17 protein-coding genes are annotated in these 13,897 nt (G+C 63.5%); 13 read left to right on the top strand and 4 right to left on the bottom strand.

Annotation, left to right across the window (positions count from 1 at the left end; translation table 11 throughout):
• Positions 1-53: 53 nt before the first annotated feature.
• The 5 genes from VI234_RS12050 (at position 54) to VI234_RS12070 (ending at position 3,029) form a co-directional block, all read left to right on the top strand.
• The gene (locus tag VI234_RS12050) at positions 54-278 is read left to right on the top strand and encodes a YgaP family membrane protein (protein WP_442905023.1); all 225 of its coding nucleotides are present in this window, start codon (positions 54-56) and stop codon (positions 276-278) included.
• A 2-nt stretch (positions 279-280) separates the two neighbouring features.
• Positions 281-874 (top strand): class I SAM-dependent methyltransferase, encoded by a 594-nt coding sequence (locus VI234_RS12055; protein ID WP_336330139.1) that lies wholly within the window; start codon positions 281-283, stop codon positions 872-874.
• Between the two features lie 147 nt (positions 875-1,021).
• Complete coding sequence (locus tag VI234_RS12060) at positions 1,022-1,258, top strand: sulfurtransferase TusA family protein (RefSeq protein ID WP_336330140.1); 237 nt, start codon at positions 1,022-1,024, stop codon at positions 1,256-1,258.
• Positions 1,255-2,400 (top strand): NAD(P)/FAD-dependent oxidoreductase, encoded by a 1,146-nt coding sequence (locus VI234_RS12065; RefSeq protein WP_336330141.1) that lies wholly within the window; start codon positions 1,255-1,257, stop codon positions 2,398-2,400. The genes VI234_RS12060 and VI234_RS12065 overlap by 4 nt, the downstream gene beginning before the upstream one ends.
• A gap of 2 nt (positions 2,401-2,402) precedes the next feature.
• Positions 2,403-3,029 (top strand): DUF1641 domain-containing protein, encoded by a 627-nt coding sequence (locus VI234_RS12070; protein WP_008311825.1) that lies wholly within the window; start codon positions 2,403-2,405, stop codon positions 3,027-3,029.
• A 36-nt stretch (positions 3,030-3,065) separates the two neighbouring features.
• On the opposite strand, the gene VI234_RS12075 is transcribed toward VI234_RS12070, so the two are convergent.
• Positions 3,066-3,638 (bottom strand): DsrE/DsrF/DrsH-like family protein, encoded by a 573-nt coding sequence (locus tag VI234_RS12075; RefSeq protein WP_008311823.1) that lies wholly within the window; start codon positions 3,636-3,638, stop codon positions 3,066-3,068.
• 2 nt (positions 3,639-3,640) lie between these two features.
• Positions 3,641-3,886, bottom strand: coding sequence for a sulfurtransferase TusA family protein (locus VI234_RS12080; RefSeq protein WP_008311821.1), 246 nt, complete (start codon positions 3,884-3,886; stop codon positions 3,641-3,643).
• 248 nt (positions 3,887-4,134) lie between these two features.
• Here VI234_RS12080 and VI234_RS12085 point away from each other — a divergent pair, with 248 nt between their 5' ends.
• The 8 genes from VI234_RS12085 to VI234_RS12120 all read left to right on the top strand — a co-directional run bounded on the left by VI234_RS12085 (position 4,135) and on the right by VI234_RS12120 (position 10,510).
• Positions 4,135-5,376: an MBL fold metallo-hydrolase gene (locus VI234_RS12085; protein WP_336330142.1), complete on the top strand. Its 1,242-nt coding sequence runs from the start codon at positions 4,135-4,137 to the stop codon at positions 5,374-5,376.
• A gap of 8 nt (positions 5,377-5,384) precedes the next feature.
• Positions 5,385-5,876, top strand: a complete 492-nt coding sequence (locus VI234_RS12090) for a YeeE/YedE family protein (protein WP_014031054.1) — start codon at positions 5,385-5,387, stop codon at positions 5,874-5,876.
• 66 nt (positions 5,877-5,942) lie between these two features.
• Positions 5,943-6,404, top strand: coding sequence for a YeeE/YedE family protein (locus VI234_RS12095; RefSeq protein ID WP_336330143.1), 462 nt, complete (start codon positions 5,943-5,945; stop codon positions 6,402-6,404).
• A 143-nt stretch (positions 6,405-6,547) separates the two neighbouring features.
• Complete coding sequence (locus tag VI234_RS12100) at positions 6,548-6,952, top strand: helix-turn-helix domain-containing protein (RefSeq protein ID WP_336330144.1); 405 nt, start codon at positions 6,548-6,550, stop codon at positions 6,950-6,952.
• A gap of 160 nt (positions 6,953-7,112) precedes the next feature.
• On the top strand, positions 7,113-7,472 hold the full coding sequence (gene trxA, locus VI234_RS12105) for a thioredoxin (protein ID WP_336330145.1): 360 nt from the start codon (positions 7,113-7,115) through the stop codon (positions 7,470-7,472).
• A 141-nt stretch (positions 7,473-7,613) separates the two neighbouring features.
• The gene (locus tag VI234_RS12110; protein ID WP_008311809.1) at positions 7,614-7,970 is read left to right on the top strand and encodes a DsrE family protein; all 357 of its coding nucleotides are present in this window, start codon (positions 7,614-7,616) and stop codon (positions 7,968-7,970) included.
• A gap of 149 nt (positions 7,971-8,119) precedes the next feature.
• Positions 8,120-8,905, top strand: a complete 786-nt coding sequence (locus tag VI234_RS12115; RefSeq protein ID WP_008311807.1) for a sulfite exporter TauE/SafE family protein — start codon at positions 8,120-8,122, stop codon at positions 8,903-8,905.
• A 180-nt stretch (positions 8,906-9,085) separates the two neighbouring features.
• Positions 9,086-10,510 carry an FAD-dependent oxidoreductase gene (locus VI234_RS12120; protein WP_336330146.1) on the top strand — a complete coding sequence of 475 codons (1,425 nt, stop codon included), beginning with the start codon at positions 9,086-9,088 and terminating at the stop codon, positions 10,508-10,510.
• 162 nt (positions 10,511-10,672) lie between these two features.
• Here the strand turns inward: VI234_RS12120 and VI234_RS12125 are convergent, their stop codons facing one another.
• Positions 10,673-13,258 carry a calcium-translocating P-type ATPase, PMCA-type gene (locus VI234_RS12125; protein WP_336330147.1) on the bottom strand — a complete coding sequence of 862 codons (2,586 nt, stop codon included), beginning with the start codon at positions 13,256-13,258 and terminating at the stop codon, positions 10,673-10,675.
• 89 nt (positions 13,259-13,347) lie between these two features.
• Entirely contained in the window at positions 13,348-13,782 is a 435-nt protein-coding gene (locus VI234_RS12130) for a pyridoxamine 5'-phosphate oxidase family protein (RefSeq protein WP_336330148.1), read from the bottom strand.
• Positions 13,783-13,897: the final 115 nt, after the last annotated feature.

The following is a 13,897-nucleotide window of genomic DNA, read 5'->3' on the forward strand; positions in this document are numbered from 1 at the left end:
CTCTGGTGGCCAGCGTGCATCGAGTAAGACTTAGGTAGATGTATTGCGTACTTATGGGTATGGAGAACAATATTGGAGCGACTGATAGACTGACCCGCATCGCTGTTGGCCTCGTGCTGGCAGTTGTTGGACTGGCGACGCTCGGCGGTCTGCTGGGCTTCGGAACGACGGTCGGCGCGGTCGCGACACTGCTGGGTGTCGTCCTCATCGCGACTGGCCTCGTCCGGATGTGCCTCCTGTACCGACTGGTGGGTATCGACACGACGGGTTCCCGCTAGGGATGGACCGGTTCCAGAACACCGGCCAGCCCGACTGGGACTGGTGGAGCAAACTCTGGCCGACGCCCGGCGCGACGCTCCGGACACTTGGTGTCGAGTCCGGCGAGTCGGTCGCCGAGGTCGGCTGTGGAAGCGGGTACTTTGCGCTCCCAGCCGCCCGCATCGTCGAGCCCGAGCCGGTGTACGCGCTCGATCTGGATGTGGCCCTCCTCGACGAACTCGAAGATCTCGCCGACCAACAGGGGATCGAGAACGTCGATCCGATCCACGGCGATGCCCGGAACCTACCTTCGGCGCTCCCTGCCCGCGTCGACACGCTCGTGGTGGCAAACACGTTGCACGGCGTCGACGACCAGCCAGGCTTTATTCGGCAGGCATTCCGGGCGATTGAGGCTGGCGGGAGCCTACTCGTCGTGAACTGGCACGACCGTCCGCGCGAAACCACGACCGTTGCAGGCGAACCGCGAGGGCCGCCGACAGCGCTTCGGATGACACCCGAGGAAACCGAGGACGCAGTGCTCTCGGCGTCGGAGTTCACGCTTGAGCGGCAGGTCGAACTCCCGCCGTACCACTACGCCCTCGTGTTTACCCGATAGAGATAGCGGCGCGCTCCCGGCGGTTCCGTACTCGCCGTACGTTCGATACGCTTGCTCCACTGCGCCGGACTCTTCTGTTTTCACAATCTTGGAATTTACGCACAATACTAATACAGGTGAGCCCCAACTACCACCTGTGAGACTCCCATGACTGACATCGAACCTGACGAGACCGTCGACGCCCGAGGCGCGGCCTGTCCCGGTCCGCTGATGGACCTCATCGGACAGATCCGAGATGCCGAAGCCGGTGACGTGGTTCGGCTCCTGAGCGACACCGACCAGTCGCTCACCGACGTTCCGGAATGGGCCGAAGAGGCCGGCAACGAACTGCTCGCCGTCAAAGAACTCGACGACCACAACGCGTTCTACGTGGAGAAAGCATGACCGAGCACGTCGTCATCGTCGGTGGCGGGACCGGTGGCACCGTCCTCGCGAACGACCTCGCCGACCGACTCGACCCTGAACTTGACGCCGGCGACGTCCGAATCACGCTGGTCAACGACGGGCCTGACCACGTGTACAAGCCGGTCTGGCTGTACGTGCCGTTCGGACAACGTGAACCGGACGACGGTCGGCGACCGCTCGACGAGCTCGTCGACGACGCCGTCGACCTTCGAATCGACCGCGTGACCGAAATCGACACCGAAGCCCAGCGACTGCAGTTCGACGGCACTGCCCCGTCAGTCGGCTACGACTACCTCGTGCTGGCGACCGGGTCGACGCTAGAGCCCGAACAGATTCCTGGCCTCGCGGACGGCGGGCACGATTACTACAGCGAGTCGGGCTCGACCGCCCTCCGTGACGAACTGCTTGGGTTCACCGAGGGGCACCTCGTGTTGAGCGTCATCGGCTCGCCGCATATGTGTCCGGCGGCGCCACTCGAATTCGTCTTTATGGCCGACGACTGGTTCCGCGAGCGCGGGCTCCGCGACGAGGTCGACATCACCTACACGTACCCGATCCAGCGCGTCCACGGCAACCCCCATATCGCCGAGTGGGCCCGGCCGATTATGGACGAACGCGACATCGAGGTCGAGACGTTCTTCAACGCCGAGGCGGTCGACCCGGACTCGGAGACGCTCGTCTCGATGGAGGGGACCGAACTCGACTACGACCTCCTCGTGACGATTCCGCCCCACGGCGGTATCGACCTCATCGAGGAGGCGGGGCTTGGCGACGACGGCTGGGTCGACGTCGACAAGCACACGCTCGAAGCCGCGGCCGCCGACAACGTTTACGCGCTCGGTGATACCGCCGACACCGGCGTCCCGAACGCGGGCAGCGTCGCCCACTACCAGGCCGGCGTCGTCGGGCAGCGCCTCGCCAGTGAAATCCGCGGCCGTCCAGCAACAGCGACCTACGACGGGAAGACGCTGTGTTTCATCGAAACGGGGATGCACGCGGCGTCGTTCGTCGAGTTCGACTACGAGAACCAGCCGTCGCCGGCACCGCCCTCGGAGAAGCTCCACTGGTCGAAGCTGGCGTACAACGAGTCCTACTGGCTCACCGCACGGGGGTTACTTTGACCATGTCCGGAGAACAGGTCTCCGAGCAGACCGATCTCGAAGCGGCGATCCAGCAGAACCCTGAAGCCGTCGCCGAGTTCGTCGAACATCTCGACGCCGTCAACGAACTCCTGGACGTCCTCTCGCTGGGCGAGAGTGCGCTCTCCGACGAGATGGTGCGTGAGCTCTCTGCCACGGGCTCGACGCTCGCCGAGTCCGCAGACGGGCTTGCGACCGACGAGACCGTCGCCCTGGCCGAGACCGTCGGTGAGAACGGCGACGAGTTGCAGGACGCGCTCGAAACCCTGCTCGCGCTCCAGCGAAGCGGCACGCTCGACGAACTGGCCGAACTCGCCGAAGTCGGCTCGCTGGCGACCGCCGCGCTCGACGACGAGATGGTCACGTCGCTGGCCGGTACTGGTGCCGCGCTCGGCGAAGTCGCACAGACGGCTGCGGACGACGACACCCGCGACGGTATCGAGACGCTACTGGCGAGCCTCGGTGAAGCGGAGCGCGAACCGGCCGAGCCGGTCGGTCCCGTCGGATTGCTTCGCGGGCTACGCGACCCGGACGTTCAGTACGGGCTCGGTTACTTGCTGGCGCTTGCCGGCGCAGTCGGCCGTGAGCGCGCCGAGGAAAAGACAGAATAGTTGTCCGCCGCAGCTACCTGTACGCGATTAGTCGTTTCAAACGAGAAGTTGGATATCGGCGTCAGCCATATCCTGAAGCGCTGTCGCAGCGCCGACGCCCGTGGTGACGCCGTCGTAGAAGTCGTCCTCGTCGTAGTCCATCAGATCGATGGTCATCTGACAGGCCTGGAACTCCACACCCATGTCGAGGCTCGTCTCCAGCAGCTCCTCGATGGTGGCGGTGTCGTTGTTCGCGATGCGCTTTTCCATCATCTTCGTCGTTACGCGGTCCATGCCGGGAATCGCGGCGACCGCGTTCGGCATCGGCATGTTCGGGTTCCCGACGGAGCTCAGTTTGAGGTTTTTCGAACGCTCCTCGTGGAGGATATCTAACCCCCAGAACGTGTGGAAGACGGTCACCTCGTAGCCGAACGCAGCGGCGGTGCTGGCGAGGATGAGCGGCGGGTACGCCATGTCCAGCGTCCCCTTCGTCGCGATGATGCTCATCTTCTTCGTGTCGTCCTCACTGGTAGCCTCCGCGAGCGCGTCTTCCAGCTCGTCCACGCGAGCGGCCAGTTCCGCACGCGAGGGCGTGTCGTCGGACGGCGCGTCTGGTGTGTCCGTGCTCATCGTTACTCCGTCTTGCGGACGTAGTGCTTGTACACGTCGTCGCCCTCTTCCTGGTCGACGAGTTCGACGCCCGCAGTGCCGGCGGCCCAGCCGTCGATGTCGCTCATACTCCCGGGGTCGGTCGCCAGCACTTCGAGGACGTCACCCTCGGCGAGGTCGTCGATAGCCGACTTCGTCTTCACCACTGGCATGGGACACGATGCACCTTTCACGTCGAGCGTCTCCGCGATATCGAATTCAGCGTTCATTGGTTATTCGCTCCGTTGAGTTGTCTTGGAGCTAACGCACAATACCGCCCGGCCAAGTAAAAGATTGTCGATTCTTGTAAGTTCAGCAAACAACTACTGATCAGATTTCCGGCCTCAAGTGCCCTAATATGCTAATTCAGCCTATATTTAATTTACTCGTGGGTTTATTTGGCCAATAGTATTGTTTAGAATGTGGATTACTATGCAAATGCTTTTGTGCGTCCGCCCGGTAGAAACGAGTGCACAAAATGAACGCTGACGACTTTCCGACGCCGGACGCCGACGTAGAAACGACCGATCCGGAATCGCTCAAAGACCGCATCGACGCCGGTGAGAACGTGACGCTTCTCGACGCGCGTATGCAATCGGACTACGACGAGTGGCGTATCGACGGTGAGAACGTCACCTCGCTCAACATCCCATACTTCGAGTTCCTCGAGGACGACATCGACGGCGACGTCCTCGCTCAGATCCCCGACGACCACGAAGTGACTGTCCTGTGTGCGAAAGGCGGCGCAAGCGAGTACGTCGCGGGCACGCTCGCGGAACACGGCTACGACGTCAACCATCTCGAAGACGGCATGAACGGATGGGCGAGCATCTACGAGGCCGTCGAAGTCGAACGCTACGACGGCGCCGGCACGCTCCTCCAGTACCAGCGCCCGTCCTCTGGTTGTCTCGGCTATCTCCTCTACGACGACGGCGAAGCCGCTATCATCGACCCGTTGCGCTCGTTCACCGACCGCTACCTCGACGACGCCGCTGAACTCGGTGTCGACCTGAAATACGCGCTCGATACGCACATCCACGCCGACCACATTTCCGGCGTTCGCGACCTCGATGCTGAGGGCATCGAGGGCGTCATTCCAGAGGCCGCCGTCGACCGCGGCGTCACCTACGCCGCGGAGCAAGGCTCCACGAGCCCTGCCTCGCAAGCTCGGCAGGACGCCGACGACCTGACGACCGCCGAGGACGGCGACACGTTCCAGGTCGGCGACGCGACTATCGAGACAGTCTCCACGCCCGGCCATACGACCGGGATGACCTCTTATCTCGTCGACGGAAGCCTGCTCGCGACCGGTGACGGGCTCTTCATCGAGAGCGTCGCTCGCCCCGACCTCGAAGAGGGCGACGAGGGCGCGCCTGAAGCCGCGCGTATGCTCTACGAGTCGCTTCAAGAGCGCGTGCTGACCCTGCCCGACGACACGCTGGTCGGCGGCGCGCACTTCAGCGACGCGGCCGAACCCGCCGAGGACGGCACATTTACCGCCCCAATCGGTGCGCTCGTCGAAGAGATGGACGCGCTCACCGTGGACAAGGACGCGTTCGTCGAGCTCGTCCTCTCGGATATGCCGCCGCGGCCGGCCAACTACGAGGAGATTATCGCGACGAACCTCGGGCAGAACGCCGTCGACGATGAGGAAGCATTCACCCTGGAACTCGGGCCGAACAACTGCGCCGCTAGCCAGGAATCCCTTGCGGGTGACTAACGACGCCAATGGTGATTGAGGCACTTCCACTGCAGGCAACCGCCGAACTGTTTCCGAACGGCATCAGTCGCTACGCCGTCGGTGGCTTGCTGGTGGGGCTCGGGACTGTCGTCATCTACCTCGGAACCGGCATCAGCGCCGGCGCGAGCACGTTTTTGGAGTCGACGCTGTCGTACGTCTCGGACCGGTCCCGGTTCCAGCAGTACGTCAGCTCCCGTGACTGGCGCGTCGTGTTCACGCTCGGCATCATCCTCGGGGCGGCCGTGTACGCGGTCGTCTATCAGGGCGGCGCGTGGACCACGGACGTCCAGCCGTGGCGACTCCTCCTCGGCGGGGTATTCGTCGGCATCGGGACACGCGTCGGCAAGGGCTGCACGTCAGGCCACGGCGTCTGTGGCGTCGGCTCGGCGTCGAAAACGTCGATCGCCGGCGTCCTGACGTTCCTCGCCGTCGCCATCATCACCGCACAACTGGTTTCGGCACTGGGGGTGAGTCCGTGAGCTGCGAGACACGAGCGGAGCAAGAGTCTGAAGCGAGCGACCGGGAGCGACCGGGGGGAGCGACACATGAGTGACGACCGCCACCCCGCGTTCATGCCGCTGATTCTCGTCGGCGGGCTCATCTTCGGGTTCGGACTCGCGTACAGCCACATGGCGCGCCCGGAAGTCGTCCTTGACTTCCTCCAATTCGAGGACTTCGGGCTGGTGTTCGTGATGTTCGGCGGCGCTGCCGTGACAGGGGTGGCCTTCGTTCTCGCACCCCGCCTCCTCGGCCGCGCGCCGCTGACCGGAGACACCTTCGAACGGCGTCTGAAGTCCTTCGACCGGAACGTCCTGGTCGGCGGTGCCATCTTCGGCGTCGGCTGGGGACTGTCCGGTATCTGTCCGGGGGCCGCCTACGCGAGCCTCGGTATCGGTAACGTCACCATCCTCTGGGCGCTCGCCGGGATGTTTCTCGGCGCATATCTCCAGGGCTACTGGCGCACCCGGAGCGAGACCAGCGATACAGCCGTGACGGGCGCAGACTAACCGTTCGCGGGCGTGTGTGTCGGCTGTGAGGTGAACGGCCTGGACCGCCCACCCGAGGGCAGTTTTTGCCGGATCGTGCATGCATTTGTGCGAACTGTACACAAGTCTTATTACCGCGTAGTGGCTACAGAACAGTGATAACGATGCCAGATTCGATGTCTGAACAACTCCGCCGGGATATGCAGTGTGAGGGGCTGTTAGAGTGTTTCCACGGGCTCAAAGAACTCGACAAGGAGTGCTTTCGAGCGCTCGTCGAGGCTGACGAGCAACTGACCGTCGACGAACTCGCCGAGGCAGTCGACCGGGAGCGCTCGACCGCGTATCGCGCCGTCCAGCGACTCCTCCAGACGGGCTTTATCGAGAAAGACCAGATCAACTACGACCAGGGCGGCTACTACCACGTCTACTCGCCGACGGACCCGTCCCAGATCGCAGACGAGATGCAGCGCATGCTCAACGACTGGTACGCGAAGATGGGCCAACTGATTCAGGAGTTCGAGAACAAGTACGAACAGTCCGAGTCCTCGGCCCCGACTGTCGAGAGCTAACGCCGCCGTTCTCTCTATTACACGCTGTCGCGTCCGAGCCGAGCCGATTTCTGCGCCTGCGCGAATAGATATCCCGCTACCACTGGCTTGCAAATAGTGTTTCACAGTATTGTATATTTTGTGCAAACCTTTATTTGGCGCTGACGCGTATAGTCTGTTGATGGCAACTGATACTGCATCCGACGCCGGGACGACCACGGCGAACGAACCGCTTCACATCGACGGAACGGACCATCTCGACGATGTCGTCGACAAGCACGACGTCGTCCTCACGGATTTCTATGCCGACTGGTGTGGCCCGTGCCAGATGCTCGAACCGATCGTCGAGACGCTGGCCGCAGAGACCGGCGCGACCGTCGCCAAAGTCGATGTCGACGCGAACCAGCAACTCGCACAGTCGTACGGCGTCCGGGGCGTGCCGACGCTCATCCTGTTCGCCAATGGCGAGCAGGTAGAGGAAGTCGTCGGCCTGGAAGGAGAAGAAGCGCTCCGAGCGCTCATCGAATCCTACGCTGAATAAGGCCATATCTGTAGACGATACCTCGTATGTCGACTCATTCACTTGCCGACTGGCACTAGTTAATAAACACTTGGTGCGAGTTCAGCGCCGTCGCACGCACCCATTCATAATATATTAGTGGGAGTGCTATTACGCTACGTAATGACGAAAGCAGCCATCATCATCCTCGCAGGGACAGAGGGACACGAGAATCTCGGCCGACTCGCAAACGGCCTCGAAGCCGCAAAGGAGTTCGCAGAGAACGACGAGGACGACCTCGAACTCATCTTCGACGGGGCCGGAACGCAGTGGATTCCGGAACTCGAAGACGAGGACAGCGACTACCACGAACTGTACCAGACCGTCAAAGAGGATACGGCCGTCTGTGACTACTGTTCCGGTGCGTTCGGCGTGGAAGACGCCGTCGCCGACTCCGGACTCGTCACGCTGGACGAGCACGACGGCCACCCGAGCATTCGCTCGCTCGTCGACGACGACTACGAAATCATCACGTTCTGATCCCGGCAGCAAACCGGTCACCTTCGAACCCACCGTGGCGAAACACGACGCGGCTTTATCCAGGGCCGTGTAAGTACTTCGCAAGAACCACTCCCCGGCCCGGAATCGGTTCCGGGCCGCCGTGGGAGTCGCACAGGACAAGATACCATATGATTCTGCCAGCCTCGTGGACAATGGTCGTGATAGTGACGGCCATCGTCCTTGTCGCTGGGGCGACAAACGGACTTGCTGGCTTCGGCTTCGCCGTCGTCGGGACGATGGCGCTTGCGACGGTCATCGACCCGGCGACCGCCGTCGTGTTCATGATTCTCCCTATCCTCGCAGTCAACGTTTCACTGGTTCGGGACCTCTCACGGCGTGAACTGCGTACCTGTAGCCAGCGGTTCGGACCGCTCATCGCTGCGGCGCTGGTCGGGACCGTTGTCGGGATGGCTGTACTCGACAGGCTCCCGGAAGCGCCGCTCCGTGTCGGACTCGGCCTGCTGACCCTGGGGTTTGTGGCGACCGCCCAGCAGCGGGTGCCGCTTCCCGGATGGGTGTCAGTGGGCAACAGCGACCTCGGGAAGACACCGCTTGCGATGGTCGGCATCGGCGGCGTTTCGGGGGCGCTGTTCGGCGGAACGAACGTCGGCGTCCAGCTCGTCGCGTATCTCCGGAGTTTCGACCTCTCGCACAGCGTGTTCGTCGGCGTCGTCGCGCTGGTGTTTCTGGGACTTAGCGTCACGCGGGTCGCTTTTGCCGGCGTCTTCGGGCTCTATCCCAGCGCGGTTGTCGCTGGAACGTCCGTTCTCGCAGCCGTGCCGGCCGTTGCCGGTGTCGCAGTCGGGAAGCGACTCAGGACCGCTGTCAGTGACCGGGTCCGTCGAGCCGCCGTGCTAGCCTTACTATCGATTATCGGCTTCAGACTGGTCGCCAGTGGTCTTGGAGTCGTGTGAAAGTTGGCTCAGCATGTCCTCAACCACGTTCAGCCGCAGATGCTGGTGACGGTCGACCATGGAGAGGGGACAGACCGACTGGCTGGTTCGAATCCGTCCCGGACACAATCGCTTCCAGTAGCCCACGCAGTTACCCGACCCTCACGCAATCATTAGTACCGCAGCGATACGAGGGTCTGTATGACGGACCCGTTCGTAGTCATCGGTGGCGACGCGGCCGGACTGAGCGCCGCGAGCAAGTTCACCCGTGAGGCACCGGACCGTGACGTGATTGTCTTCGAGAAAGGGGAGTGGGTATCCTATGCCCACTGCGGGACGCCCTACTACGTGAAAGGAACTGTCGAGCGGCTGACGGAACTTCTCTCGCTGTCGCCCGAGAAGGCGTCTGAGCGCGGTATCGACCTCCGCCGAAACCACGAAGTCGTCGGCGTGGACACCGACGCAGAAACGGTCACCGTCGCCCACGACGGTGGGACGTTCAGCCAGCCATACAGCGACCTGCTGGTCGCGACGGGCGCACACGCGGTGACCGGGCCGATACCGGGGGCGGAACTCGACGGCGCGTTCACGATGCACGGTCTCGATTCGGCCGCCGCGGTCCGCACCGCGCTTTCTGAGCCGGGCGACTCCGCCGTCGATACGAGTATCGAGTACGTCGATACAGCACTCGTCGAGAAGTACGCCGACTGGGAGCCACCGGAGCGAGTCGCTATCGTCGGCGGCGGCTACGTCGGCGTGGAGATGGCCGAAGCGTTCCGAGCCCACAACGTCGAGACCCATCTCTTCCAGCGGTCAGGCCACCTCCTGCCGCCGTTTGGGGAAGCAGTTGGCGAGCGCGTTGCCGATCACCTCCGGGAACAGGGCGTGACACTGCATCTAAACACCGCCGTCGAGGAACTCGTCGGCGACGAGGGCGGGCGCGTCGCGTCGGTCGCTCACGACGGCGGTATCACCGACGTAGACCTCGCGCTTGTCGGTATCGGCATCAAGCCGAACACCGCCATCGTCGAAGACACACCGGTCGAACTCGGGGCCTCCGGTGCGATAGCGGTCGACGAGTACGGTGCGACGAGCGTCGACGGCGTCTACGCCGCCGGAGACTGCGCCGAGGACAACCATGCCGTGACTGGCGAGCCTGACTGGGTCCCGCTCGGACTGACCGCGAACCGGGCCGGTCGCGCAATCGGGCAGACCGTCGCCGGCGACCCCTCGCCCGTCGGAAACATCGCCGGGACAGCCGTCGTGAAGGCGTTCGACCTCGAATGCGGTCGCGTCGGCCTCCTCGACCACGAGCAGGCCAGCGCCGCCGGCTTCGACCCGGTGTCGAAGACAGTCACGGCCGGCTCCCGGTCGGGGTACTACCCCGGCGGCGACGACACCGACGTGACGCTCGTCGCCGACCGGGAGAGCGGTCGCCTGCTGGGCGGCGCAATCGTCGGGGAAGACCGGGCGGCGATACGTATCGACACGCTCGCGACGGCCATCGAGGGGGACATGACCATCGACGAACTCGAACGGCTGGACCTGGCGTACGCGCCGCCGTTCAGCCCCGTCTGGGACCCGGTGCTGGTCGCCGCCAAAGTGCTCAGCGGACAACTGGATTGAGAGCGGTACGGTAGACGGCTTTTCGAGAGGAGCGGCCCAACGATAGCCAATCACTCCGGGGCAAAGGGCCGCCCGGTCTCCGTCTGCAGGCGCACGCCTGGCGGAATCGGCAACGAGATGTGGAAACCCAGACCGAACGGCCGGTACTACCGGATCGGAGCGTCACAGGCGTTTCACACCGCTGGCGACAGCGAGGTACAGTGGCAAGGCGAGTAAGAGGATGCCGCCAATCAACCCCCAATCAGTGAGTCTGAGCGGGACCGTCCCGAAGTAGACGTTGAGGGGGGTGTACAGCACGGCGAGTTGCAGGAGTATCGACCCGCCTACTGCGGACGCCAGCCACCGATTCGACAGCGTCGGTGTCTCGCGGAGCCAGCGGATCACGTACAGCTTCTCGAATTCGAGGAACACGAACCCGGTGAATATCATCGTCATCGCGTACGGCGTGACTGCGGGTGCGCCGGCAAGCGTGACCAGTAGCAGGCCGAGCATCACAGTTGTCGAGATGACGCCTGTACCCCCGATGAGCGCGAGCATATCGTGGTCGACGATGCCGCGATCCGGGTCTCTGGGCGGTCGCTGCATCACGTCATCGCTTTTGGGGTCGGCCCCGAGCGCAAGCGCTGGCAGACCATCGGTCAGTAGATTAATCCACAGCAACTGGACCGCCGGCAGGACGAGGTAGCCAAAGAGCGAGGCGATAAAGACGATGGCGACTTCGGCCACGTTGGCACTCAGCAGATACCCGACGAACTTCCAGACGTTGTCGAAGATCGCCCGTCCCCGCTCGATTGCCCGCTCGATTGTCGCGTAGTTATCATCCAGCAGGATAACATCGCTGGCCTGTTTGGCCACGTCAGTCCCGCGGACGCCCATCGCGACGCCGATGTCGGCGTTTTTCAGCGCCGGTGCGTCGTTGACCCCGTCGCCCGTCATTGCGACGGTGTGCCCGTTCGCCTGTAGCGCCTGCAGAATCCGGACCTTGTGCTCCGGAGACGTGCGTGCGAACACGTCGACCGACTCGACGCGGTCGCGGAGCGCTTCCTCGGAGCATTCCTCGACGTCGCGGCCTTCCATCACGCGCTGCCCCAGACCGAGTTCTCCGGCGATGGCCGCGGCGGTCCGGACGTTGTCGCCAGTTACCATCTTCACGGCCACACCTGCACGCTCGGTCGCCGCAATCGCGTCGGCGACCTCCTCGCGGGCCGGGTCGATCATGCCGACCAACCCGGCGAAGATCAGGTCGGCACTGACATCGTCGGCCTCGCCAGTTGTGTCGTTCCGTTCTACCACGGTGGGATCTTCCGTGTACGCCACTGCGAGCACCCTGAGCGCGTCGTCAGCGAACGCACCGACCTGCTCTCTGATCTGCTCGGCTCTGTCGGGCGTCAGGTCCGCCGGGCCGGTATCGGTGAGGACGCGGGAGCACTTCGAGAGGATTACTTCGGGTGCGCCTTTTACGTAGACCGTGTCATCGTGAACAGTGCCCATCCACTTGCGCTCCGACGAGAACGGAATCTCGTCCGTTCTCGGGTGCTCTTCGCGGAGGCGTTCGACGTCGATTCCGGACTCGTCAGCCGCCATGACGATGGCCTGCTCCGTCGGGTCCCCCGCTTCGAGCGTCGCATCGCTACACAGTGTCCCGGCGCGGAGCACCGTGGCAACGCGGTCCGACAGGGCTTCCCCGTCCATCTCGTCACTGTCGACAACAGAGTCGTTGACCCAGATGCGGCTGACGGACATTCGCCCCTCGGTCAGTGTCCCGGTCTTGTCCGTACAGATGACATCGACGGACCCCAGCGCCTCGACGGCGGGCAGGCGCCGCACGAGAGCGTTCTCGTCGGCCATTTTCCGGACACCGAGGGCCAGCGTGAGCGTCACCACCGCTGGGAGGCCTTCGGGAACCGCGGCCACAGCGAGCGAAATCGCGGTGAGTGCCGCCTGGACCAGTTCGGTCCCCCGGAAGACGAGGAGTGGAACCACGAGGGCAGCAAGTACCATCACGCCGATGCCGAGTGTCCGGCCTAACGTGTCGAGTTCCGTCTGCAGTGGTGTGTCAGTCTCCTCCGTTCCTGCGAGTTGGCGGGCTATGGCGCCGACCTCAGTGTCCATCCCGGTCGCCGTGAGGACGGCAACGCCCGAACCGCGCGTGACGTTGGTGCCCTTGTACACCATCGGTTCTCGCTCCGCGAGCGGTGCGTCGAGGTCCACCGGGTCGGTTCCCTTCGAGACCGGCGTGCTCTCTCCAGTGAGCGCCGCTTCGTCGACCTCCAGGGACTGACAGCCGATCAGTCGACCGTCGGCCGGAACGACGTCGCCGCTTTCCAGTTCGATAACGTCGCCCGGAACGAGTTCGGTCGCGTCGACCTCGACGGACTGCCCATCGCGTCTGACTGTCGCGGTTGGGGCGGTCAGTTCCCGCAAGGATTCGAGCGTCCCCTCTGCGCGGTAGTCCTGGACGAAGCCGAACAGGCCGTTCCCGACCACGATCACGGCTATCAGGACTGCGTCGACAGCGTGTCCCGCCCACACGGACAGTATCGCGGCCGCAACGAGAACCCAGATAAGGGCGCTATCGAACTGGGCGATAGCGATGTCGAGTGGTGTCCGTTTGCTCCCCTGCGTTATCTCGTTCTCGCCGTGTCTGTCACGCCGCGTTCGGGCTTCCGACGCCGACAGCCCATCAGATTCGCTGTCGAGCCCCGAAAGAGCGTCGGCAGTCGATTGTGTGTGGGCGGCTTCGGACATGGAGGGTACTCTACCGCTATGTTGATATGAGTTCGCCTATTCAGTACAGCGGTTCTTCTTCGAGTCGGTACTGCGGAGAACCGTCCGCCCTAGGATTCGGTCCGTCCGGTTAGCTCATCCGGTACGAGGCGGTAGAACTCGAAGTCCACCTCGCGGAGGGGGCGTTCGAAGATGTCGACCATGGGCATATCGACGTGTTCCAGTCCTTCCAGTGTTTCCGTCTCGATCCCCTCCTGTTCGACATCTTCGAGCCGACCGCTCGCGACTACGCTTTGCCATCCCGCATCCGTCTCGTGATAAGTCACGAACGTCGCCGCGCGGTCGTCGAGTTCTCTCTTCGACCGCTCTACACCGACCGCTAGCCGGAAGTAGAATGTGGTGGTAGGCGCGTCGTACCCGTACGAAACCGGGACTGAATGCGGCGGCGCGTCGCCGGCGGCGAGCGAGAGGACGCCCGTCCCCCCGTTGTCCAGAAACGCGTCCCGTTCCTCGTCCGTCATCGTAACCGGGTTGTCCGCAGCCATGGGTAGTGTCACGACAGGAACAGTAATAAGTGCATGGTCGTGTCGGTCTGACTGCCGCCTCGCCGGGGACACGGGCGCACCCAATCAGACGCTGACAGACAGGAAGACGCGTTCC

The sequence above is a fragment of the Haloarcula sp. CGMCC 1.2071 genome (genome assembly GCF_037078445.1).
In the GTDB taxonomy this organism is placed as follows: domain Archaea; phylum Halobacteriota; class Halobacteria; order Halobacteriales; family Haloarculaceae; genus Haloarcula; species Haloarcula amylolytica.